20 protein-coding genes are annotated in these 21,777 nt (G+C 55.4%); 9 read left to right on the top strand and 11 right to left on the bottom strand.

The window, feature by feature from the left end; genetic code table 11:
- Positions 1 to 8: 8 nt before the first annotated feature.
- The 4 genes from JIN85_RS00630 to JIN85_RS00615 all read left to right on the top strand — a co-directional run bounded on the left by JIN85_RS00630 (position 9) and on the right by JIN85_RS00615 (position 7,422).
- Positions 9 to 1,112, top strand: a complete 1,104-nt coding sequence (locus tag JIN85_RS00630) for a pyridoxal-phosphate-dependent aminotransferase family protein (protein ID WP_200266549.1) — start codon at positions 9 to 11, stop codon at positions 1,110 to 1,112.
- Positions 1,113 to 1,169: 57 nt separating this feature from the next.
- Complete coding sequence (locus JIN85_RS00625; protein WP_325107824.1) at positions 1,170 to 2,258, top strand: M42 family metallopeptidase; 1,089 nt, start codon at positions 1,170 to 1,172, stop codon at positions 2,256 to 2,258.
- Positions 2,259 to 2,448: 190 nt separating this feature from the next.
- A complete protein-coding gene (locus tag JIN85_RS00620; protein WP_200266547.1) occupies positions 2,449 to 7,011 on the top strand; it encodes a response regulator in 4,563 nt (1,520 codons plus the stop codon).
- Between the two features lie 21 nt (positions 7,012 to 7,032).
- Positions 7,033 to 7,422, top strand: a complete 390-nt coding sequence (locus JIN85_RS00615) for an Hpt domain-containing protein (protein WP_200266545.1) — start codon at positions 7,033 to 7,035, stop codon at positions 7,420 to 7,422.
- 29 nt (positions 7,423 to 7,451) lie between these two features.
- Here JIN85_RS00615 and trmD read toward each other — a convergent pair whose 3' ends face one another.
- From trmD to pucL, 6 genes are all read right to left on the bottom strand, one after another.
- The gene (trmD, locus tag JIN85_RS00610; protein ID WP_200266543.1) at positions 7,452 to 8,123 is read right to left on the bottom strand and encodes a tRNA (guanosine(37)-N1)-methyltransferase TrmD; all 672 of its coding nucleotides are present in this window, start codon (positions 8,121 to 8,123) and stop codon (positions 7,452 to 7,454) included.
- A gap of 20 nt (positions 8,124 to 8,143) precedes the next feature.
- On the bottom strand, positions 8,144 to 9,553 hold the full coding sequence (locus JIN85_RS00605) for a hemolysin family protein (RefSeq protein WP_200266541.1): 1,410 nt from the start codon (positions 9,551 to 9,553) through the stop codon (positions 8,144 to 8,146).
- A gap of 12 nt (positions 9,554 to 9,565) precedes the next feature.
- Positions 9,566 to 9,826 carry an FmdB family zinc ribbon protein gene (locus tag JIN85_RS00600; RefSeq protein ID WP_200266539.1) on the bottom strand — a complete coding sequence of 87 codons (261 nt, stop codon included), beginning with the start codon at positions 9,824 to 9,826 and terminating at the stop codon, positions 9,566 to 9,568.
- Between the two features lie 64 nt (positions 9,827 to 9,890).
- Positions 9,891 to 10,160, bottom strand: coding sequence for a 30S ribosomal protein S14 (gene rpsN / locus JIN85_RS00595; protein WP_200266537.1), 270 nt, complete (start codon positions 10,158 to 10,160; stop codon positions 9,891 to 9,893).
- A gap of 58 nt (positions 10,161 to 10,218) precedes the next feature.
- On the bottom strand, positions 10,219 to 11,004 hold the full coding sequence (gene xdhC / locus JIN85_RS00590) for a xanthine dehydrogenase accessory protein XdhC (protein WP_200266530.1): 786 nt from the start codon (positions 11,002 to 11,004) through the stop codon (positions 10,219 to 10,221).
- Positions 11,004 to 11,864, bottom strand: a complete 861-nt coding sequence (gene pucL, locus JIN85_RS00585; RefSeq protein WP_200266528.1) for a factor-independent urate hydroxylase — start codon at positions 11,862 to 11,864, stop codon at positions 11,004 to 11,006. Before pucL ends, xdhC begins: the two co-directional genes overlap by 1 nt.
- A gap of 24 nt (positions 11,865 to 11,888) precedes the next feature.
- Between pucL and uraD the strand changes: the two genes are divergently transcribed.
- Positions 11,889 to 12,398 carry a 2-oxo-4-hydroxy-4-carboxy-5-ureidoimidazoline decarboxylase gene (uraD, locus tag JIN85_RS00580; RefSeq protein WP_200266526.1) on the top strand — a complete coding sequence of 170 codons (510 nt, stop codon included), beginning with the start codon at positions 11,889 to 11,891 and terminating at the stop codon, positions 12,396 to 12,398.
- Here uraD and JIN85_RS00575 read toward each other — a convergent pair.
- On the bottom strand, positions 12,385 to 12,927 hold the full coding sequence (locus JIN85_RS00575) for a flavoprotein (RefSeq protein ID WP_200266524.1): 543 nt from the start codon (positions 12,925 to 12,927) through the stop codon (positions 12,385 to 12,387). The genes uraD and JIN85_RS00575 overlap by 14 nt on opposite strands.
- Positions 12,928 to 12,940: 13 nt before the next feature.
- Positions 12,941 to 14,158 (bottom strand): aminotransferase class V-fold PLP-dependent enzyme, encoded by a 1,218-nt coding sequence (locus JIN85_RS00570; RefSeq protein ID WP_200266516.1) that lies wholly within the window; start codon positions 14,156 to 14,158, stop codon positions 12,941 to 12,943.
- Positions 14,159 to 14,302: 144 nt separating this feature from the next.
- Between JIN85_RS00570 and tatC the strand changes: the two genes are divergently transcribed.
- The 4 genes from tatC to JIN85_RS00550 are packed head-to-tail and all read left to right on the top strand — an operon-like array spanning position 14,303 to position 18,713.
- Positions 14,303 to 15,616, top strand: coding sequence for a twin-arginine translocase subunit TatC (gene tatC / locus JIN85_RS00565; RefSeq protein WP_200266513.1), 1,314 nt, complete (start codon positions 14,303 to 14,305; stop codon positions 15,614 to 15,616).
- Positions 15,617 to 15,637: 21 nt separating this feature from the next.
- The gene (locus tag JIN85_RS00560) at positions 15,638 to 16,498 is read left to right on the top strand and encodes a hypothetical protein (protein ID WP_200266511.1); all 861 of its coding nucleotides are present in this window, start codon (positions 15,638 to 15,640) and stop codon (positions 16,496 to 16,498) included.
- A gap of 50 nt (positions 16,499 to 16,548) precedes the next feature.
- A complete protein-coding gene (locus JIN85_RS00555) occupies positions 16,549 to 17,898 on the top strand; it encodes an ATP-dependent Clp protease proteolytic subunit (RefSeq protein WP_200266509.1) in 1,350 nt (449 codons plus the stop codon).
- A 23-nt stretch (positions 17,899 to 17,921) separates the two neighbouring features.
- Positions 17,922 to 18,713: an MBL fold metallo-hydrolase gene (locus JIN85_RS00550; RefSeq protein ID WP_200266507.1), complete on the top strand. Its 792-nt coding sequence runs from the start codon at positions 17,922 to 17,924 to the stop codon at positions 18,711 to 18,713.
- A gap of 32 nt (positions 18,714 to 18,745) precedes the next feature.
- Here the strand turns inward: JIN85_RS00550 and pqiB are convergent, their stop codons facing one another.
- The 3 genes from pqiB to JIN85_RS00535 are packed head-to-tail and all read right to left on the bottom strand — an operon-like array spanning position 18,746 to position 21,727.
- The gene (pqiB, locus tag JIN85_RS00545; RefSeq protein WP_200266505.1) at positions 18,746 to 20,416 is read right to left on the bottom strand and encodes an intermembrane transport protein PqiB; all 1,671 of its coding nucleotides are present in this window, start codon (positions 20,414 to 20,416) and stop codon (positions 18,746 to 18,748) included.
- Positions 20,409 to 21,065 carry a paraquat-inducible protein A gene (locus JIN85_RS00540; protein ID WP_200266503.1) on the bottom strand — a complete coding sequence of 219 codons (657 nt, stop codon included), beginning with the start codon at positions 21,063 to 21,065 and terminating at the stop codon, positions 20,409 to 20,411. The genes pqiB and JIN85_RS00540 overlap by 8 nt, the downstream gene beginning before the upstream one ends.
- Positions 21,062 to 21,727, bottom strand: coding sequence for a paraquat-inducible protein A (locus tag JIN85_RS00535; RefSeq protein ID WP_200266501.1), 666 nt, complete (start codon positions 21,725 to 21,727; stop codon positions 21,062 to 21,064). The genes JIN85_RS00540 and JIN85_RS00535 overlap by 4 nt, the downstream gene beginning before the upstream one ends.
- Between the last annotated feature and the right edge of the window lie 50 nt (positions 21,728 to 21,777).

The following is a 21,777-nucleotide window of genomic DNA, read 5'->3' as shown; positions in this document are numbered from 1 at the left end:
ATATCGCCATGAAACCTCTCAATCCACCGGAACGCATTTTGATGGGACCAGGCCCTAGCTCGGTATCCAGCCGGGTCCTCCGGGCTCTCGGTTCGCCCACGCTGGGTCATCTCGACCCGAAGTATGTCGAGATCATGGATCAGACCTGCGTGATGTTACGGGATGTGTTCCAAACCCAAAATGCCCTCACCTTCCCCGTTTCCGCGACGGGTATGGCTGGCATGGAGTGCATTGTGACGAACCTGATGGAGCCAGGCGACGAAGCCATCGTCTGTGTGAACGGAGTTTTCGGAACGCGGATGGTGGACGTGATGCAGCGTGCAGGAGTCACGGTCCACGCGATCGAAGTTCCTTGGGGTGAAACGTTTCCGGATGAGATGATCGCGGATGCGGTGGAGCGCTTTCCAAAGTCAAAAGCCTTGGCGATCGTCCACGCGGAAACCTCCACCGGCGCGCACCAACCGATCGAATCCGTCTCCAAAATCGTCCACGAAGCTGGCATGCTGCTTGTCGTCGATGCCGTCACCTCACTTGGCGGGCACGAGGTTCGAGTCGATGATTGGCAAATCGATGCCATTTACTCCGGCACCCAGAAATGTCTCTCCTGCCCGCCTGGACTCTCACCGGTTTCGTTTTCACCCGCTGCGATGGACGCGATGGAAAAGCGCAAAACCAAGGTTCAGAGCTGGTATTTCGACGTCTCGATGCTGAAAGCCTACTACAGTGGCAGTGGCAAGCGCGCTTACCACCACACCGCACCGGTCAACATGATCTATGCGCTATATGAGGCGCTCGCCATCGTGCTGGAAGAAGGTTTGGAAAATCGGATCGAGCGTCACCGCCAGGTCCACCTGCGGCTGCGTGCCGGATTGGAAACGATGGGCATTTCCTATGTCCCAAAGCATTCTTTGCACACGCTGAACTGCGTCCACATTCCGGATGGCATCGACGATGCAAGCGTGCGGCAGGCGCTGCTGGAAAACTACTCGATCGAAATCGGTGCCGGGCTTGGACCATTTGCCGGAAAAGCATGGCGTATCGGGCTGATGGGACATGCCGCGACCGTCGCCAACGTGGATCTGCTGCTTTCCGCTCTCAAGGCCAGTCTTTGATGGGGTTATTCCCCGTCCGCCCTTGCCAGCAGGCCGGGGTTTTCCTTGAATGAGGGCGTGAATAAAGACGATCGCGAATTCCTCAACAACCTTCTCATCACCCCCAGCCCGACCGGATTCGAAATGCCTGGCCAGCGAGTCTGGGCCAAATGGATCGGCGAATATGCTGACGACGTCCAGTGCGATGCCTACGGCTCCACCTGGGCAACCTTGGCGGGCAAATCCAAGCGGACCGTCATGCTCACGGCACACGCCGATGAGATCGGTTTCATGATCAAATACATCGACGAGAAAGGCTTCATCCGGGTCGATCGCATGGGAGGCTCTGACGTCGCCATCGCGCGAGGCAGACGTCTCACGATCCTCGGTGATAAAGGCCCGGTGTCCGGCATCATTGGAAATACCGCGATCCACCTCCGCCGGTTTCTTTCCGGGCCGGAGCATGCACCGGAAGTTCACGAACTCTGGATCGATGTCGGAGCCGACAGCGCAGAAGAAGTCGCCGAGCTGGGCATTCGCGTCGGTCATCCAGCCGTTTATCAGGAAGGGATGATGGAACTCGGCAACAACAAGATCGTCAGCCGCGCCCTGGACAACCGCGTTGGCGGCTACATCATTGCCCAGGTCATGAAGCGAATCGCCGCTTCCGGTCAGAAGCCGGATTTCTCACTCATCTGCCTCAACTGCATTCAAGAGGAAATCGGTGGTCACGGTGCGATGATGGCAACCCACCGCTTGATGCCGGACGTTTGCATCTGCCTAGACGTCACTCACGCCACCGACACCCCAGGCATGGATGCGACGAAATATGGCCAAGTGAAACTGAACGGAGGCCCCGCCCTCACCCACGGCACTGCGAATCATCCTTTGGTGACCAAGCGCGTCATCGAGGTCGCAGCCGAAGCAAAAATCCCGCTCCAGCACGAAGCCAGCAGCCGCTTTACCGGCACGGACACCGACAAGATCTTCCACACCCGTGATGGCGTACCTAGCGCGTTGGTATCGCTTCCGTTACGTTGCATGCACTCGGTTGTGGAGACCGCTCACCTTGATGACATCTCCAAGATTATCGAGTTGCTCACGCAGTTTGTGCTATCCCTCGATGAAAACGATACCTTCGAACAGTCTCTTCAGTCATTGCCGTAGCGACTACCGGATGCATCCGGTTTGCAGGCGATGGCATCGAGAGATCATACACTGTTCTCAAGCTCGTTGACATTCGCCAGGGTAAATCATTACCTCTGCAAATCCGGATGAACCAGTTCCCCCCACTGACTCAGCTGCGCATTCCACTTCACGCGTGGAATGCGTTCACCCCCCCGAACCTTCGAGATTGATGGATTATCTCGTCTTCATGCTCGGGCTGTTTCTCCTGTCGGCTGCGGCAGGGGCGATCATGGTTTATTTCCAGCCACAACGGCTGAACCGCTGGTTATGGCTAGCACTGGCATTCAGCGCGTTAGGTATTCAGACATGGTCGGGACTTTTAACTTTTGCAAGCGGTGCGGACCGCTCTTCCATCATCGTGCTCAACGCGCTTTATGGTGCGGTTTTCTGCGCCAGCCTGGTTCGCTTTGCGCTGGGTGGCAGTCTTAAAAAGCGCAAACTCCTGCGCCTGTGCCGGTTTCTCGCCGTGTCACTGTCGTTCGTGGCATTTTTCATCCTCGGCGTCAAAATGCTGCACTCTGCGGCATTCCTGATTTCCTCTTCCTTACTGGCCTTTGCGGCTGGCTGGAGAATCCCCGGCTGGCGGCAACAAAACGCCCCCAACCCACCAAAATTCATCACGAGGCTGAGTGTTGCCGTCATTTTAAGCCTCATCCCGGTCATTTGCATGCTGCCGGAAACAGTCGAAACTGCTTACGACATTTACGGCAAAGGCCAATCATCGACCAGAACGGCGATGATCCTGGCACTCACTGGCGCCGCAGCAGGCTCACTTTGGATCGCCTTCCTACTATGGAAACCGGTGGTAGAACCGGTGAACTTGGAACTCTCCGCCAATCTTCGTCGCCGCAAACGGATTGGCACGACGATCATCATGACGGCGGCCATCATCACCGTCACCAACGGTGCATGGCTTGCCTATTGGTTGGGAAATCAAGCCCAGCAGGAACAAGTCGATACTCTCATCAGCGCCATCAACCTCGGTGCCACCACCTTGGAATCCAATCTCATCCCTGCGATCGAAGGCAATCCAGACGAGACTCGGAGCGAAGCGTATCTGACGCTGAGATCTCGCCTGGTGAACATTCACCAGGCACTGCCGAAGACCCGGTTTGTTTATCTCGTCGGCATGCGGCACGATCGCTTGGTCTTTCTCGTCGATGCCGAAAGTCCCACCTCGCGGGAATTTTCGCCGCCAGGATCGCCGCTGAATGCCGATCCGCAGAAATGGCTGAATACACTCGGCGGCAACTCCTTCTTTGGTGGCCCAAATTCCGATGAATGGGGGGTTTGGTTCACCGCAACCTTGCCGATCTACGCTCCGGGCAAGCGCCAGGCGGTAGCGGCGCTGGGCGTGGACTACCCGGCCAGCGAATGGCTGCGTCCGTATGCAGCGCGCCGATTGGCAGCCATGGGAGTGACGGTTTCCGTCGCGAGCTTGCTGCTCGCCCTGTTTCTGCTCCATCTCGCATCGATCTCCCACACTTCCCGCGTGGATCAATTGTCAGAGCGACTCACCGACGCCATGAAAGCGGCCGAGTTCGACACCTGGGAATGGTTTCCAAAAACCCTCCGTTTGGGAATGGGTGAGCGGATTTCGACCATGCTTGGATGGTCAAACAGCCTGTCGCTCAATCCCTTGAGGCAGATCTGGCGCAGAGTCCACCCGGAGGACAGACGCTTATTGCTGAATTTGCTTCGCTCCAAACCAGATGAGAAATCGATTTCATCCGAAGCTGAAATCCGCCTCAAAGACAGCCAAGGACGCTGGCTTTGGTTCATGCTTCGCGGTCGTGTGGTCAATGAAGATCACCAATCCGGCGAATCCCGGGTGGTCGGGACCATTCTCAACATTGACGAAAGCCACCGCTCGCGCATCGAAATCGACAAGCAACGCCGCTTCGCCCTGCACGTGATGGAATCCGTGCCAAACGGCCTGGCAGTGGTCAGCTCGGACGGCTTCGTCGCCTACGCCAATGCCGCCTTCATCCGCATGTCAAAACGGTCGGAATCCCAATTGATCGGCATGCCACTACGGGCCCTGATGGCCATGCCGGGGACAGCCACCGGTGGACGGGCCGGCTTTGAGGCGACTTTGCAATGTCCGGATGGCACCGATGTCGCCGTGCAGGCATTCCAAGCTCCGCTCGAAGAATCCGGCAAGGAAGCCGGCTTTATCCTGGCCGTTGTCGACCTCACCAACATCAAGGACACCGAGCTGGCATTGCGCCGGAGCCGCGCGGAAGCAGACCGCCTGGCCTTCGTTGCGAAACGGACCGATAACGCCGTTCTGATTACCGATACCCAGGGCAAAATCGAGTGGGCCAACGAAGGTTTCACCCGCATGAGTGGCTACACCCGTGAGGAAATTGTCGGCAAACCCGAAGGCCACTTGCTAGGCAGGACCAATGCCTCGCACGCTGCTCTGGCAGAGGCCAAACGCAAACTTTCAGCGGGCCAGGGCTTCGAAACCGAAACCGAAAACATCACCAAAGACGGTCGCAGCTACCTGGTTCACATCGAGTGCCAGCCACTCTTCGACAATCAGGGCGTCCTCACAGGATTCATGGCGATCAAGCGCGACATCACCCGCTCGCGGAGATCCGCAACCCTTTTGGAAGCCGTTGCATCCATCAGCACCTCCCTGCTTTCAGACAGTTTCGAAGCCTCCATGTGGCAACATATCATGGAAGCACTTGGCCACGCCGCCATGGTCGATCAATCCTATCTCTATACCATTCACGCTCATCCACAGACCGGGATGCCCATGATGAGGCAGATCGCGGAATGGAAATCCGAGTTGCGCAGGATAAAGCCGCTGCCTCCGCTGCATTTGTTCGATTTCCAGGCGAGCGGCTGTCTCGATTGGTATCAGGCGTGGGCCGCCGGTCACGACATCGCCGGCGTCGTAGCAGATTTCCCCGCCCATCAACAGAAAGGCCTGAAAAGCCGTGAAATCCGATCGCTGGTGATGGTTCCGATTTTTGCCGGTGACAACCTTTGGGGAATGCTTGGATTCAACGTCTGCACCGAAGATCGCCACTGGGAGGCTTGGGAAATTGCCATCATGCGCTCCGCAGCCGCCAACATCGGCCTCAAAGTGGTGGCACAAGGCGAATCGGATGCCCTCAGATTGGCTCGGGATGAAGCCAATCACGCGGCGATTGCCGCAGAACGTGCCAACAAAGCCAAAAGCACCTTCCTGGCGACGATGAGCCATGAAATCCGGACCCCGCTGAATGCGGTCATCGGCATCGCATCGCTGCTGGAAACCACGGATCTCAATACCCAGCAAAAAGATTACGCGGAAACCATTCTGCGTTCGAGCCACTTCCTGCTCGAACTCATCAATGACATTCTCGACTACTCGCGCATCGAAAGTGGCAAAATCGAATTGGAATCAACACCGTTCTCGATGCCCGATCTCTGCCGCGAGGTGTTCGAGGTGGTGCGCGTTGCTTCCATTGGCAAAGACATCGAAATGATCTGCCGGATTGATCCGTCCATTCCGGAATTCCTCGTCGGAGATTCAGGCAGGCTGCGCCAAATCCTGGTGAACCTGCTGGGCAATGCCGTGAAGTTCACCCACGCAGGGTTTGTAAGCCTCATGGTTGAGGGACGGCAAAGCTCCGAAAACCACTGGGACATCATCTTCAATGTCAAGGACTCCGGGATTGGCATTGCCACGTCCTCCATGGAAAAGTTGTTCAAACCGTTCATCCAGGAAGACTCCTCGACCACGCGCCGTTTTGGTGGTTCCGGCCTGGGCCTCGCGATCAGCAAACGCCTTGCACAACTGATGCACGGAGACATCCATGTATCGAGCGTCCAGGGTGAGGGTTCCAATTTCACCGCATCTGCGACCCTTCTCCAAGCTCCACAGTTGGCGCAATCAAGCCCCGCGAATGCGAGTGCAAATTCCCGGTTCAGCAATCTGCGGGTCTTGATCGTCGATGACAATGATCTGAACCGCCGGATTCTGGGTGAAATCCTGAGCTTGCGTGGCATCCATTGCCAAGCGGCTGACAGCCCGGCGGAAGCGATTGCCATCTGCAAAAAATCGCCATCCTTCGATTTGATTCTCACCGACTATCGGATGCCGGCCATGGACGGCGCTGAATTGGTAAATGCGCTCAAAGCGATCCAGGACTGCAAGAACACCCGCTTTGTCCTGCTCGGTTCCGACAATTCCTATCTAACCGAAGTCAGGGACGTCTTTGACGAAATCTGCAGCAAGCCAGTCTGGCCGACTGCCATCCATAGCCTCCTGTCACGCTTGTTCCCGGACCCGCAGGCTACTCCTCTCGCGCTTAGCGCCAAACCTGCTGCTGCAGAACCTGAAACAGACCGACTGAAAGGGCTGCGTGTGCTCGTTGCCGAGGATAACCCGAACAACCAAAAAGTCGTTCGCCTTCTGCTACGCCGGATGGGCATTGATCCAGTGATTGTCGACGATGGCCAGCAAGCCGTGGATGCGGTTCACGCCAATGATTACGACATTGTTTTCATGGATATTCAAATGCCGGTCATGGATGGATTGGAAGCAAGCGCACGGATTAAATCAGATAATTTACCGCATCCGCCATACGTGATTGCATTGACGGCAAATGCATTCCATGAAGACCGCGACGCCGCCGCCGCTGCAGGCATGGATGGTTACCTTTCCAAACCGATTACCTTAGCCGGTCTTCGAAAAACGTTGATGGAAATCACCCAAACCACCTCTACCTGACCACCCGTTTGATTTTTTAGCATGTCCGTTGATTCCGAAGCCTTGAATTCCAATCCGAACTTACTCGACTACGATCAGCTCTCGATTTTCATCGATGTCGGACTGGATGAATTTCGTACCATTTTCCAAGACGTCGTCAAAGACGTGCCAAACACGCTGGCAACCATTTCGAATGCCTTGGCTGGCGGTGATGAGAAGACATTTCGAGCTCAGCTTCACTCACTGCGCGGCATGCTTCTCAACTTTGGCTGCATTGCGATCGCAGTGGTTCTGATGGGACTGGAAAAAGCTCCCGAACTTCCTCAAATCGCTCCCGAAGCTCTGTTGCAAAAACTCACCCAACTCTGGGAAAGCACACGCGCTGCCTTGGAAGCATGGGCGGATCAGGCGGAAGCCGAAGGCCTTGGCTGATGCTTGAGGACGCCCACAACGAGCACAACTCAATCCAGTAGATCCGGTCGATTTTGCCGGGTCCGCGCCTCAGCTTGCGCCTTTTTCCAAGCTGATATTTTTGCATGGTTCCCGGAAAGCAGCACCTCCGGCACCGACATTCCCTGGAATTCAGCCGGTTTGGTATATGCCGGAGCTTCCAGCAACTTCGGGTTCGTAAAGGACTCATCGATCGACGATTGATCATCACCCAAAGCCCCCGGAAGCAAGCGGATCACCGCGTCACACACCACCGCTGCCGCGATGGCTCCGTTTGTCAGGACGTAATCTCCAATCGATAACTCCAGATCCACCAAGGCTTCGACAACTCGGTGGTCCACTCCTTCGTAATGACCACACAGGATCAACAAGTGTTCACGCTTGGAGAGATCGCGCACCACGGATTGCTCCAGTCGTTTCCCCTGCGGCGTCATCAGGATCACCAGAGTTTCCGGTTTCCTCAACGACTCGACAGCAGCAAACAAAGGTTGCGGCTTGAGTAACATCCCCGGCCCTCCCCCGCAAAGTGTGTCGTCCACGCGCCGATGCTTATCGGTCGACCAATCGCGCAATTGATGGACGACCACTTCCGCCACATCGGCATTGCGGGCTCGTTGGATGATCGAATCGCTCAGTGGGGCACTCGCGATTTCCGGGAACAAAGTGACGATATCAATCCGCATCAGTGATCGCGTTCAACTCATCAAGCCGCGGAATCTTCAGCCTCGCCGCCGTTTTCATGGTTGTCTTTTACCCGACGGAAGTGGATTTGCCCCACCCTGCGGCCATCGGTGCTGGTCACTTTCGCCTCGTAACCGAGAAATTCATAAACTTCGCCGATTTCCGGGAATCGACCCAGTTGCTGCGTGATGTAACCGCCGACAGTGGTCACTTCACCACTTTCCAGGAACAACTCCGGAACGTATCCAGCCAAATCATTCAAGGTCATCGAGCCTTCGATCACGAATTCATCATCGTTGATCCGGCTGAAGGGCGAGCGCTCATTGTCGAATTCGTCCTGAATTTCACCAACCAGCTCCTCAATCACGTTATCAAGGAATACCAGTCCGACTGGCGTGCCGAACTCATCCACGGCCAACGCCAAGTGAGCATGCTCGCGCAGGAAAAACTGCAGCAGCGTATCCAATGGCATGGTATCGGGAACGATTTTCACATCCCGTTTCACCCGCATCAGATCCGGATTCGGATCCTGCATCAGTTTGAACAGGTCCTTGATATGAATCAATCCGATCGCATGATCCAAGTGACTCTTCACCAGCGGAAAGCGCGTGTGCTTGCTGCGCATCGCGATTTCCAAATTCTTCTCGAACGGCTGGTCCACATCCAGCACCACCACGCGATTTCGCGGCGTCATCACGTCACGAACCCAAAGATCGTTCAGCTCCAGGGCATTGATCAGAATTTCCCGCTCCGTCTCGGTGACTTCCTGAGATTTTTCACTCTGTGTGACCAACAGCGCCAGCTCTTCCGCTGAGTGCGAATGCTCGCCCTCACGCGCCGGCTCCATGCGGAAAACGGTCTTCAACAACCAGTTCGCGGTGCCATTGAGGATGACAATACCGATGTGGGCGAACTTGAAGAAGGCGTGCAGAGGCGCGGCCAAAGCAAGGGTCATTGTTACTGCTTTTCGGATCGCGATCGACTTTGGCAGCAGCTCTCCAACGACCACGTGGAGAAAGGTGAAAGAGCAAATCGCCAACAGGAATGAAACCATCTTCACCCACCAAACTGAAATTCCAGTGAGCAGAAGCACAGGCGAGACCAAAGCCGCAATGAAAGGCTCCCCGAGGAAACCAAGAAACAGCGATGCGATGGTGATGCCTAGCTGGCAAGCGGACAGATAAGCGTCGAGGTTATTGACGACCCGCAGGGCGGCTTTTCCTTTGGCGGGATTGTCCTGGGTTTCCGCCTCAATCTGGCTGGGGCGGACTTTGACGATCGCAAATTCCGAAGCGACGAAAAACGCGTTCAGCAACAGGAAAAAGATAATCCCGAAAATATACAACGCTGCCTTACCACCCGAGATCGACTCATGGGAGACGTCCGGCTGAATGTTAGCAAGGAACAGAAGACTGGAATAAACATCCGTCATCTTGGGGCGGGATCAGAGTTTTTCATACACACCTTGGTCGCGCCGTTGCATCACGGTGAAGCCTGCTTTCTTCGCATCGCTTACGGAAAGCGGCTTGGTGACGACAGGTGTGTTGACCCGTGAAATGACTTTTTTCACCGGGTTCTTGCAAAGCGGGCAAACCACCAAGGGCTCCCGGTCGATGGGACGCCTTAGCTCAAACCCGCGCGCGCAAATGCGGCACGAATGCTCCGGGTCATCCTTTGCTTCTGAAACGTATTCGTAAATGGGCATTTTGGGGACGCGGGAGTGGGATAGTTCTCCCTCCCGCGTCGAAAGTAGCGCAAGCTGTGCCAGCTTACCAGCTGGACTTTGTCACGCCGGGAATCATTCCAGCGGAAGCAAGCTCACGGAACGTGATACGGGAAAGTCTGAAACGGCGTAAGAATGCACGGCGACGGCCGGTGATTTCGCAACGATTCACGAGCCGTGTAGGGCTTGCGTTACGAGGAAGCAGCGTGAGACCGACATAGTCTTTCTCCTTCTTGAGCTTCAGGCGAAGCTCAGCATACTTCTGAACGGTTTGCTTTTTACGCTCGTTGCGTGCGATCCAACTTTTCTTAGCCATAATTAGGGACGCGGTTGATAAGGGATGACCGATATGATGCAAGCGCAAAGTTGCCTTTTCATGCAATATTGTCGGATTTATCACGAATTTGCAGCAATTGTGCCGCGATGCTGATGGCAATTTCCGCCGGTGTGTTTCCACCAAGCGGCAAACCCAGCGGGCAATGGAGTGACTGATAAGCCGACTCTGGGACCCCGGCCTGCCGCAAATCACGCTCAATCACGGCACGCTTGGCAGCACTCCCAATCACCCCGATCCACGGCAACTTAGGCATGGATTCATAAAGCTTTCGCAAAACCGGCAAGTCCGAGGAGTGGCCCCGGGTAATGGATAGCACATACCCGTCTGGAGTAACCCGGGATACGCCGTCCTGGAATTCGACAACCGGTGTTTTTTCCAGATTCGGGTGCTCCGGCAGTTTCGCCAGCCAATCAGTGCGCTCCTCGAATATCTGAACCCGGCATGGCAAGGTGAGCAATACCGGGACCAAGGCCTGCACCACGTGCCCAGCGCCGAAGATAAAAATCCGCCAAACAGGCAGAGCGCGGTGCAACTCAAACAACAATGTCATTTCACCGCCACAGGTCATTCCAATGTCGCGTTGCAGATTCCACACATGCACCTGGCATGCCGGTGCACGGTCAGATTCCAATAATTCCACTGCCTGCGAGATCGCCCGCGCTTCAATTTTACCACCGCCAACCGTCCCGTCATGGAGACCTTGCGAGGTAACGATCATTTTAGCACCGGGATCTGCCGGCACACTTCCGCGGGTCGCAATCACCGTGACCACGACAAAATCGACGCCATTCTCATGGAGGGCCTGTAAGTCCTGCCAAAACATCAACCAGCGAAGCCGTCACGGACCATCGTTGCCTCAATCTGACCGTGCGGCTCATCCGTGGGCAAAAACACCACATTTTGGCCGGGCCGACCGAACTTGCCGAGATCGATATTGAGGAAATGAACATTCGGCAAAGCCAACTGGACCGTGGCTACGGATTCCACGTCGTGCAAAATCGCCTCCCCCATTTCGTAGAGCGTCCTTTGCACCGAGGGGCTGTAAGTGGTGGCAAAAATGCGATGAATCGCTTTTAGAGCCGCAGCATCCGCTTCTTGGAAATTGGCATCCAAGTCAGAAAACGTCCATTCTGCGGTGACTTTGGTCGATAGAATCCGATCGGTCGTCGGCGGCAACGTGGTCATGTCACAGACATGGTAGCCGGTGAACCCCGATGCCGTGGTTTTCAGGATCAAGTGATCCCGGATTCCACTGGATAGCGTCGTCTCGCCCCCGCGCACCAAAAGCGCTTTGGTAAAAGGCGTGCCGTTGGCATCGTGGGTGAAAGCGTGAGGGTGTAACCTGTCCGCGATCTCCATGCGCGACCACGCACGCTCGCGCAATTCGATCTTCACCTGATGAAGGTGCGGGTATTTCGCGAGAAAATGATGGCCGATCACGAGCGCGAATTCACCGCGGCACAGATCCGGGTTTTCGTGTGCTAGAAAATGGAGCGTATTTTTGACCGTATCCGTCGGCACGATCGATGAATTGTCGTCCGAGAGGTAGGAGCCCTCGAGATCCCCGGAAAGGAGCACGTCTGCTTCAAGCTCGCTGACATCGTGGTGGGAATGATCACGCCGATGAACTCTGAGAAACCGGACGCGTGATTTGCCGTATTGGTTTTGTTTGAGTGCAGGCATGAAATTGTGGAGGGTTTGGAATAGATGAAGATTTCCGAACTGAATGCCTTGGGCGAGGATGAATTTGTCGCCCTCCTCGGCGGGATCTACGAGCACTCGCCGTGGGTTGCGGAGCGGCTTTCATCCGGCCGACCATTCGAACGGATTGAGCAGATCGCGGACCAGATGCAACTGGCCGTCAATCAGGCAGAGCGGGCTGCCCAGCTGACTTTGATTCGCGCCCATCCGGATCTCGGCGGGAAGCTGGCAGTTTCAGGAAATCTCACGCAAGCCTCGATGCGGGAGCAATCCGGTGCAGGGCTGGATCGGCTTACTCCAGAGGAATTTCACGAATTTTCGGAACTCAACCGCCGCTATCGCGAAAAATTCAGTTTTCCCTTCATCATTTGCGTCCGCAAGACCGACAAAACCGGGATTCTGGCCGCTTTTCGCCAGAGATTGCTGCATTCAGCAGAAGAAGAACAACAAGCGGCCATCGCCGAAATTCACGAAATCGCACGGCTGCGGCTCCAGGATTTGCTCACTCCTGGGTAAGCAAAACCACCACGACCTGGAGAATCTGCTCCACCGTGGCGAGTCGGCCAACCCCCTCGTAACCGCAGGCGAGCATCCCTTCCGCAGGTTCGATGAATTGACAGCCATCACGCTTCAGCTGTTCCACATTGCGCTGGGTCGCCGGATGAAGCCACATTTTCCCATTCATTGCCGGGGCGATCACCACCGGAGTTTGAGGTGGCAGAGCCAAATAAATCGCCGAAAGTGGATCCGGGGCTAATCCATGAGCGAAATTCCCCAGCACATCAGCGCTGGCCGGTGCAACGAGGAACAAATCCGCCCCATCGGCCAGTTCGATATGCCCCGGCTTCCAGGATTGTTTTTCATCCTCCAAAGACACCAGCACCGGCTCACGGGTGAGCACCTGCAAGGTCAGCGGCGTGATGAATTCGGTCGCAGCCCGAGTCATGACCACACTCACCCGATGCCCTTGTTTTACCAATTGCGAAGCAAGGTCAGCGGCTTTGTAAGCAGCGATCGAGCCGGTAATGCCAAGGACGATTCTCATGAGGAAATGTGATTCAACGCAGCATTTTCGATGCCTTGGCAACTGCTGCCGCAAGCGCAGCTACACTCTCCAAGGTGTTATAAAGCGCAAACGACGCCCGAGTCGTCCCGGTGATTCCGAAGCGCGACATCAGTGGCTGGCAGCAATGATGGCCGGTGCGAACAGCGACGCCCATCTGATCAATCAATGTTCCGAGGTCGTAGTGGTGCACTCCTTCGATGGCGAATGAAAGCGCGCCCGCCCGATCATCGGGACCGTAGAGACGAACCCCTTCGATGTCGCTCAGGGCATCCGCCGCCGCTTCGATCAGCTCATTCTCGTGGCTATAAATCTCGTCGAGGCCGATCGCATTGACAAAATCCAGTGCCGAAGCCAGAGCGATCGCGCCTTCGATGTTCGGGGTACCAGCTTCATATTTGAACGGCAGATCGTTGTAAGTCGTTTTGTCAAAGGTGACCTCCTTGATCATCTCACCGCCGCCACGCCAAGGAGGAAGATCTTCCAGGACTTTTCGCCTGCCCCAGAGAACGCCAATTCCTGTGGGGGCATAAACTTTGTGACCGGAAAACGCGAGGAAGTCCGCACCGAGGCTTTGCACATCCATTTTGAGATGCGGGGCTGCCTGTGCCGCGTCGATCAGCACCAAGGCACCGGCTTTTTTCGCCGCCGCAGTCATTTCCCGGACCGGATTGACCGTGCCGAAGGCATTGGAAACCCAGCCCAGAGCAAGAACCTTGGTCCGATTGGAAAGCAGTTCATGGAAAGCGTGCTGATCCAGAACGCCATTCTCATCGCAGGGGATGACCTTCAATTCCGCTCCAGTTCGGACACACAACATCTGCCAGGGAACGATGTTCGAGTGGTGCTCCAAGGTGGAAATCAGAATTTCATCCCCCTTCCCAATTTGGCCGGACAAGGTCAACACACTCGATACCAGATTGATCGCATCCGTCGTCCCGGAAGTAAAAATCACTTCATCTGACGAGTCCGCATTCAGGTGCGAGGCGACCGTTTGGCGAGCTTGCTCAAATGCTTCGGTAGCAAGCCTAGCCAAAAAATGCGTTCCACGGTGGATATTGGAGTTGATCGCCTCGTAGTAATGGCGGGACGCGTAAAGCACCTGCAGCGGTTTCTGCGTAGTCGCCGCATTATCGAGATAAACCAAGGGATGACCGTTGATCTTCCGATCAAGGATCGGGAAATTCTGGAGGATGGATTCGGAGGATAGCATGAAAGATGAATAAAACCTCGCGGCCCGGGGCCCGCGCCGGAAGGATGCAGCACGCCTGATGCGCTCGCAACGCAAGAATTGCGGCCAATCCGCATCTGGTCTTGCGAACCCGCCACTGCAGGCGTTCAATCCCCGCCCACTGGCATGTACCTGCTGAAAAAAGTTTTCCAACTCCGCGAGCACGTTAGCTCGGATCACGAGAAGCCGTTCCTTGATCACCTGGATGATCTACGAACCATGATCATCCGCATCGTGATCACCTTGATCATCGCGATGATCTTCTGCTTCGCCTTCCAACAACATCTGATGAGGATTCTGCTCCACCCGGTGGAGAAGGTCTGGACGACACACGTTGAAAACCAACTACCCACCAAAAAAGAAGCACCGCGCGCGCTGGACTTTGATACGTGGGAGAAAGCCAAGCAGATCGAGCACGCCGCTTCCACCTTGCAAGGCGAGGATCGGACGGCCTTTTTTGAATCCCTGAACGATCCAAGTCTCGTCTTCCACGCCCGCTCCGTTGAATTATTCAGAGCGGCCAAAGCCTTGCCAAAAGAAAAACAGGCCCATTTCCTGAACCGCCAGTCGATTTCCAAGGAAATGAAGGATCAGGTCGCAGCCCTGCTGATCAAAGAACCGAACCCGGAAACCGACAGCCGCGGCAATCTGATGAAGATGTCCGCATTGAAACCGACGGAAACCTTCATGCTTTCGATGAAGTTGTCGTTCTTCGCCGGCATCATTGTTTCCTTCCCCCTCCTGCTGATGTTCCTGCTGCAGTTCATCCTGCCGGGACTGCATGGCAACGAACGTCGCGTGCTATGGCCATCCTTGGCGATTGGCTTCGGCTTATTCCTCACCGGCGTCCTTTTTGCGTATTTTGCGGTGCTGCCGAGAGCACTCGGATTCTTCTTTGAATGGGGCGGCAGCCTCGGGGTTTCCAACGACTGGCGGATCGGTGAATACATTACCTTCGCGACTCAATTCACCCTATTGTTTGGCCTTTCGTTCGAGCTGCCTGTCGTCGTCATGGTGATTGTGAAACTCGGCCTGCTCAGTTACGCCACGATGGCTTCGACTCGACGCTATGCGATTGTCGCCATCTTCGTGGTGGCTGCAGTGCTGACTCCGACCCCGGACGCGCTGACCCTGACACTGATGGCTGGGCCGATGATTGTTCTCTACGAAATCTGCATCTGGCTGGCATGGTTCAGCGAGCGGCAAGACGCAAAACGCGAGTCTGAAGAAGCACAGCAGCGCATGGAAGGACTGCTCAACGGCACCTACGAACCAAAGCCAAGTGAAGTTGAAGAAGCGGATGCCGCGCGCGTTGCTGAAGAGACTCACGAATCCAAGGACGACGGCTGGGACGAGGAAACTCCAGAAAATGAGGATTTACCGGAGCCTCCATCGCATGAGAATCCAGAATCCGGCGAGCGAGATCGCCACGACCCTTGAGCCACTCATTCCCAACATAAGATGTCTAAACCGAAGGATCCCACCGCCTCAAATGCCCGCTCACCCATAGCCGGGTGCGCGATATTCATCTGCGTCGGACTGGTGATGATTTTCCTGATCGTTTTCTCGATCGTTTCGCTATTCCGTCAATTTGACGCCATCAAAGAATTCACCGCTGAAAAACCGGTGGCATTAAAAGTCAGCTCGGTCGAAGACCGCGATGCTGAACTCAATCAACTGGCTGAACGGCTTGAAAGTTTCCGGCAACAGTTGACCGATGGGAAAGACACCTCATTGCTGCTATCTGCTGAGGACATGAACCTTGCGATCGCAGCCTACGAACCACTCAAGGAACTGCGCGGCACATTCCACATCGACCAGATCGCTGATGGCGAGATGGACATTTCCATTTCGTTCAAAATCAACGGAAAACCGCGCCTACCGAAAAAAGGTGAAACCGGTTGGTTCAATTCGGATCCACGCTATTTGAATGCGGAAATCGTCGCCCATCCAAAGCTAGCCAAAGGAGAAATCGCCCTCGAAATCGATTCCATCAAAGTTCCGGGCAAAACCGTCCCAGAAGAATTTAAGGAACAGATGTCACCCTATCGAATCACCCAGCGCTATACGGAAGATGCGGTGATCGGTCCATCGATGGCCAAATTGACAGGCGTTGAAATCCAAGGAGATAAAGTGCTTTTCCGCCGTAAATCCGGTGAAAAGCCATCGGATAACATCACCCGCGAACAAGTCGATTCCGCAAGCTCCCGGTTTTTCAAAATCATCGGTATTGCGGCCACAATCTTCCTGACATTGGTAGGAATTGTGCTTCTCATCGGGATTCGAGCGAAAAAAAATCGTTCCGAATCCGGTAGTATTTGAAAAAATACGAAACAACGACCGCTTACCAGAGCGCTTAATCCGAACTTGTAATGAAACCACTCGCCCACCTAACCGCCCTAGGGATTTCCCTGACGCCTCTCGCGTTCGCGCAAAATAACGAAGCGCCTGCTCCATCGAAACCTGAAGCCATCGCAGTGGTATCCGATGCCCCACCGGCAAGCCCGGAGGCCAAACCAGAGACTGAAGCTCCTGAAAAGGATCCGGCTGTAGAAAATCTTGCTGAGGTTGAGTCCCTTTCGAACTCATCCAAAGAAGAGAAGCCAAAAACATCCGAGCAGGAAACTCTGAGCGCCGAAAACAAACTCGCCGCTGAACGACTTCTTAACGAAACCAACGCCATCCGCGCCCAAATCACTCGTCTCAAAATGGAGCGCGAGTTGATTAGCGAAAAACTTGCTCTCCAGTCCGTAAAGCTCCAGGCAGAGCTGAGCTTAAAGCTCGAGGAATCTGAAACCGAGAAAGCTGCTCTGCAGAATGAGAACGAACTGTCCAAACTGCGCGCTGAAAAGCTCACCAATGATCTGAAATCCCTCCAAGCCGAGTCCGCTCTCAAGGTGACCCGCCTTCAAAGCGAAATCGCCGACATTGAGACCACCGACAAGCGGTCCCAGTATGCGGACAGCACGCCGGTTTATTTGGAGCATCCGCTTCGTGACGACGGGATTCTCGTGATTTCCGATCGCCGCATCTCACTGAATGGCACCATCGTTTCCTCCACGGCAGACTACGTGACCAGCCGCATCGACTACTGGAACAACAAAGACAGCAAGCTGCCGATTTTCATCGTCATCAACAACTGCCCTGGCGGTTCCGTGATGGCCGGCTACCGGATTCTCAAATCCATGGAAGCCAGTGAGGCTCCGATCCATGTGGTGGTCAAATCGTTCGCCGCCTCCATGGCCGCCTGCATCACCACCCTCGCGGAAGAATCCTACGCTTATCCAAACGCAATCATCCTTCACCACCAGATCAGTTCGCAACTTACCTTCGCGAACATGAACCTGACCCAACAGAAGGAGTTCTACGAGGACAGCAACCGCTGGTGGGAACGCCTGGCGACTCCGGTTGCAACCAAGATGGGCATTTCCACGGATGAGTTCATCAAGCGCATGTACAAGCAAAACACCAGCGGTGACTGGAGCGAATTCGGTGACCAAGCGGTGAAGCTGAAATGGGTGAATCACATCATCAAAGGCGTCGACGAAACTTCCTTCACGCGTGATCCTGATAGCCAGGAGAACACGCCGAATCGCAACGCTGAAGCGCAGTTGACCGAGCAAGTCGACGAAGCAGGCCATCCCTTCGTCTACCTTCCTCGCCTCAATCCGAAGGACGTCTACTTCCTTTACAATCCGGACAGTTACTATCGCGTGCGCTAATTGCGCATTCGAATCGACCGGCAATGCTGGAAGACGATTTCACTTATGTATTGCGCAAGGCCCTCAAGGGCCTTGCGCTTTCTCCGTCTGAAGCGGCGCACCGCGCGCAGCTACCGGAAACTGAAGTTTTGGCGTTTTCACGCGGCCATTTCTCCGAATCGACGGCTAGCCGTCTTGCCCCAGTGCTCGGTTTGCAAGCCGATGCCTTTTCTCGCCACCCGGATTTCAATCCACAACCGGTTACGGACCCTTCAATCGTCCGTCTCGAACTACCCTTTGGCGATGATCACGTAAACGCGTGGCTGATCCGCCATTCTGAAACCAGCATTTTGTTCGATACCGGCGATGACGAAACCTCCTGTCCGCAAGCTCTCGCGAAATTGGGAATTTCCAGCCTGGCAGCTCTGTTTATCACCCACCACCATCCCGACCATATCGCGGGGATTTCTGCATTAGCAGGCGTGGCGAACTCCGTTCACGGTCCGGCAGGGATTTCTGGAGCAGACGCGATGGCACCGGGAACCTCGATCCGCATCGGTCCGCTGATCGTCACAGCTGTGGACTTATCCGGTCATGCGACTCCGTCCAATGGCTACTTGGTGACAGGACTCGCCCAGCCCGTGCTGGTGTCCGGCGATGCGCTTTTCGCCGGCTCAATCGGCGGGTGCCCGAATCCTGCCGCGTATCAACAGGCGCTGAAACGATTGCGGGCAGAGCTTTCAACTTTGTCGCCGGATACGGTGATTCTGCCAGGCCATGGACCGGCCACCACCTTGGCTGAGGAATGGGAGCACAATCCCTTCCCCATTCGCTAAACACAGCCTGCAGGCAAAGCCGCCATCCGCCGCTATTTTTTCGGCGCGCGTGGGATTGGATTTCCGGACGATTCCTTGCCAAAGATCAGCGAGCTCGGTTTTTCATCGATGGTATTGGTCAAGGACTTGATAGACCGCAGCGATGCCCGAAGTTCATCGAGTGTTCGGCGCAAATCCCCCTGAACCTCGCCGTTTGGCCCGACACTGGCGACGGATTCCTGCAATTCGTTCAGCGTTTTCTTCAGATCACTCGGAAGGTCACGGAATGCCGGGTCTTCCAGAGTTTCGCGAGCTGCAGCCAATGTTTGCTCAATTTCATGCATCGTCTCACGGGCATCGGCAATCGTGGTCGCCGCCTCATCCGAGGCCTTGGTGATTTTCTCCACAGTTTCGTCGAGTGGCAGAGCTTCCAATTTATCGAGAATGGCCGTGACCTTCGATTCAAGCTGGGCAAAACCGGACGAAATGGTTGGAAGAGTTTTGAGATCACCGGTCATCGTAATCTCTTCGGACGGAGCCTCAGGGTAGTAGTCCAAATCGACAAACAACGCCCCGGAAAGGAGGTTTCCAGTTTTGAGGGCGGCGCGCATGCCATGCTCTACCGCATTCCCAAGGAACTGATACTCTGGATCATCCAATCGCTCACGCGTCTCGGATCGCAGCAATGCCGGATCGATTTCAATGACCACCGGGATTCTGCGGTCCCCACGAACCGGGTTGTGATTGAACGAAATATCCGCAACCCGACCAAGCTGGATGCCGCGGAATTCGACGGGGGCGCCAACGGCAAGACCACGCACTGATTGATCGAACAAGAGCAGGAATTTCATGCTCGGCAAAAATGTCGAGTTCACGGCGTCGTCGAAGCTCTTGTGCAGCACAAATGAAGCTCCGTCGGTCACGGCTGCCCCAGCGGGTTCGCTGTCCGGGATGCCGAATTCCGCACCGCCTGAAACCATCGCCTGCAACGATGGGGTTCTGACCTTGAATCCATCCGTTCCCACGGACACATCGACGCCACTGGTGTTCCAGAATCGGGTATTTCTCCGCACCAGCCCGGCGTATTCTTCGCGGACGAAAGCTTCGTAAACGACTTGTCTGTTTTCGATGTCCAAGCGGCGGCTTTCAATCCGTCCCACTTCGTAGCCACGGTAATAAATCGGCGAACCAGGCATCAAGGAGCCAGCCTCATCTGCCGTCAAAACCAAGCGGCGGCCTGGGATGCTGCGGCTGGTGGCTGGCGGCGTCTCCCTACCGATGTAGCTGGTTTTCAACTCTCCACCGCTGCCTGGGTCGAGTTCGATGTAGGCACCAGTGATCAAAGTCCCGAGGCCCGAGATGTCTGAAACCGAGACCCGGGGACGAACTACCCAAAATTGAGTCCCGTCACGCAGCAGGCTCTCCGATTCAGGATCGATCCGTAACGAGATCATCACTGATTTCAGATCTTTCGACAATTTGACATCCTCGACTTTCCCCACGAGAACCGAGCGGCATCTGACTTCGGTCTGGCCGGCAATGATTCCATCCGCCGTTTCGAAGCGTACTTCGGCCAGAGGACCTTGGGAGGCGAAGCTCCGATACACCAAGTAGCCACCGATCAAAATCGCCAGAATCGGGACCACCCAAATGATGTTCCAGCGCTGGGCGGCCTTATACTCCGGGGTCGCGGGAGTGATCACAGGTTCTTTCGTCTCAGTCATCTTTCTTGGTATCAGGAGAAACTACATCCAAATCATCGAAACGGTCCCACAGCAACCGCGGATCGAAACTCATTGCCGCCAGCATCGTCATCACCACGACGGATGCAAATGCAAGCACACCGGGGCCGGGAACAATGGTCGTGTAGGCGCCAACCTGAACCAATCCGACCAGAATCGCCACCACGAAAACATCCACCATCGACCAGCGACCGAACAATTCGGTCAGGAAATACACCTTCCCCAGCACCCAGGGCGATGGATGAAGTTTGCCGGAGGCTGCCGCGCATAACCACGTCAGTGCCACGATTTTCAATATCGGGATCAACAACGAGGCGGTAAAAATCACCAAGGCAATGGGATAGGCACCGGATTTCCAGAATTCGATCATCCCCGCCACAATCGTGGTCGGCGTGGTGACACCAATCTCATAAACCACCATCACCGGCAGCAAATTGGCTGGAACATAGAGCGCCACGGCAGCAATCAGAAACGCCACGGTGCGGCGAATACTGTCCGGTTTTCGCAAGTGAAGATGGCTGCCGCAGCGTGGACAGTGCCCCTTTGAAACCGGCGACACCTTGCCACAGGAATGACAACCCGCCAGGCCGTGCTCAATTCCACGCGATGGCTTTGGACAGTCTTTTTTCATGATTTCGCCACCTCCAGGCGATCCCATAGCTCATTGCGATCAATCGCAGCGAGCGCACCAGCCATGCACAACATCAAGGCAGCAAATGCCCAAAAGCCGGAACCGAACTCGAGATGCGCCATGTGCCACAGTTTCAGCAAACTGACCAATACCCCCAAAAGAAACACCTCAATCATGTTCCACGGCTCTGCACGATGCATCCATTTCGCGATCGTCCGCGCACCCGGAGCGGCGTATCCGGCCATCAACGGCCCACACACGTAAAGCAGACCGCCAGCCATGAAAAGCGGCACCAGCACGGTGAACAAACCGATTCCTAACCCCACCGGCCAATCTCCTTGCTCGTATAGAGCCCAAGCAGCCTGAGCCGGATTCAGCCGGGTCAGGATGCCATTGTATTCAAGCGTGAGGAAAGGGAACCAATAGACAATCACCATCAGTAACAGTGATGCCAAAGACAACGCACTGGCTCTGGCAAGCGATGCCGGGCGATTCTGGTAGAGCACCGCATGGCACCGCACACAACGCGCCGCCATTCCCTCCCTCGGCGGACGCTCCAGATGCAGCGTATCGCAAAAGTGGCAGGCAGCATAATGCGGGCCTCCGCGGGGCTTGGGCCACGGACGCTTCGATAGCAAAAATCGCCTTTTGATGAATGGCATTTTCGGGAATCAGGTGCCGCAACCGCGCATCCGAGTTGGCGCGGCCGGAA

It is taken from the genome of Luteolibacter pohnpeiensis, from assembly GCF_016595435.1.
GTDB lineage: Bacteria > Verrucomicrobiota > Verrucomicrobiia > Verrucomicrobiales > Akkermansiaceae > Luteolibacter > Luteolibacter pohnpeiensis.
Note: the sequence above shows the minus strand (reverse complement) of the source record. Positions and strands in the feature narration are given on the sequence as shown.

Excerpts from the sequence above, each read along its gene's own strand:
- JIN85_RS00605 (WP_200266541.1), bottom strand. The coding sequence starts at position 9,553 with ATGACGGATGTTTATTCCAGTCTTCTGTTCCTTGCTAACATTCAGCCG.
- JIN85_RS00535 (WP_200266501.1), bottom strand. The coding sequence starts at position 21,727 with ATGCCATTCATCAAAAGGCGATTTTTGCTATCGAAGCGTCCGTGGCCC.
- tatC (WP_200266513.1), top strand. The coding sequence starts at position 14,303 with ATGTACCTGCTGAAAAAAGTTTTCCAACTCCGCGAGCACGTTAGCTCG.
- pucL (WP_200266528.1), bottom strand. The coding sequence starts at position 11,864 with ATGCCTGCACTCAAACAAAACCAATACGGCAAATCACGCGTCCGGTTT.
- JIN85_RS00600 (WP_200266539.1), bottom strand. The coding sequence starts at position 9,826 with ATGCCCATTTACGAATACGTTTCAGAAGCAAAGGATGACCCGGAGCAT.
- JIN85_RS00620 (WP_200266547.1), top strand. The coding sequence starts at position 2,449 with ATGGATTATCTCGTCTTCATGCTCGGGCTGTTTCTCCTGTCGGCTGCG.
- JIN85_RS00630 (WP_200266549.1), top strand. The coding sequence starts at position 9 with ATGAAACCTCTCAATCCACCGGAACGCATTTTGATGGGACCAGGCCCT.
- JIN85_RS00570 (WP_200266516.1), bottom strand. The coding sequence starts at position 14,158 with ATGCTATCCTCCGAATCCATCCTCCAGAATTTCCCGATCCTTGATCGG.
- uraD (WP_200266526.1), top strand. The coding sequence starts at position 11,889 with ATGAAGATTTCCGAACTGAATGCCTTGGGCGAGGATGAATTTGTCGCC.
- trmD (WP_200266543.1), bottom strand. The coding sequence starts at position 8,123 with ATGCGGATTGATATCGTCACTTTGTTCCCGGAAATCGCGAGTGCCCCA.
- JIN85_RS00560 (WP_200266511.1), top strand. The coding sequence starts at position 15,638 with ATGTCTAAACCGAAGGATCCCACCGCCTCAAATGCCCGCTCACCCATA.
- pqiB (WP_200266505.1), bottom strand. The coding sequence starts at position 20,416 with ATGACTGAGACGAAAGAACCTGTGATCACTCCCGCGACCCCGGAGTAT.
- JIN85_RS00575 (WP_200266524.1), bottom strand. The coding sequence starts at position 12,927 with ATGAGAATCGTCCTTGGCATTACCGGCTCGATCGCTGCTTACAAAGCC.
- rpsN (WP_200266537.1), bottom strand. The coding sequence starts at position 10,160 with ATGGCTAAGAAAAGTTGGATCGCACGCAACGAGCGTAAAAAGCAAACC.
- JIN85_RS00550 (WP_200266507.1), top strand. The coding sequence starts at position 17,922 with ATGCTGGAAGACGATTTCACTTATGTATTGCGCAAGGCCCTCAAGGGC.
- JIN85_RS00540 (WP_200266503.1), bottom strand. The coding sequence starts at position 21,065 with ATGAAAAAAGACTGTCCAAAGCCATCGCGTGGAATTGAGCACGGCCTG.
- xdhC (WP_200266530.1), bottom strand. The coding sequence starts at position 11,004 with ATGTTTTGGCAGGACTTACAGGCCCTCCATGAGAATGGCGTCGATTTT.
- JIN85_RS00615 (WP_200266545.1), top strand. The coding sequence starts at position 7,033 with ATGTCCGTTGATTCCGAAGCCTTGAATTCCAATCCGAACTTACTCGAC.
- JIN85_RS00555 (WP_200266509.1), top strand. The coding sequence starts at position 16,549 with ATGAAACCACTCGCCCACCTAACCGCCCTAGGGATTTCCCTGACGCCT.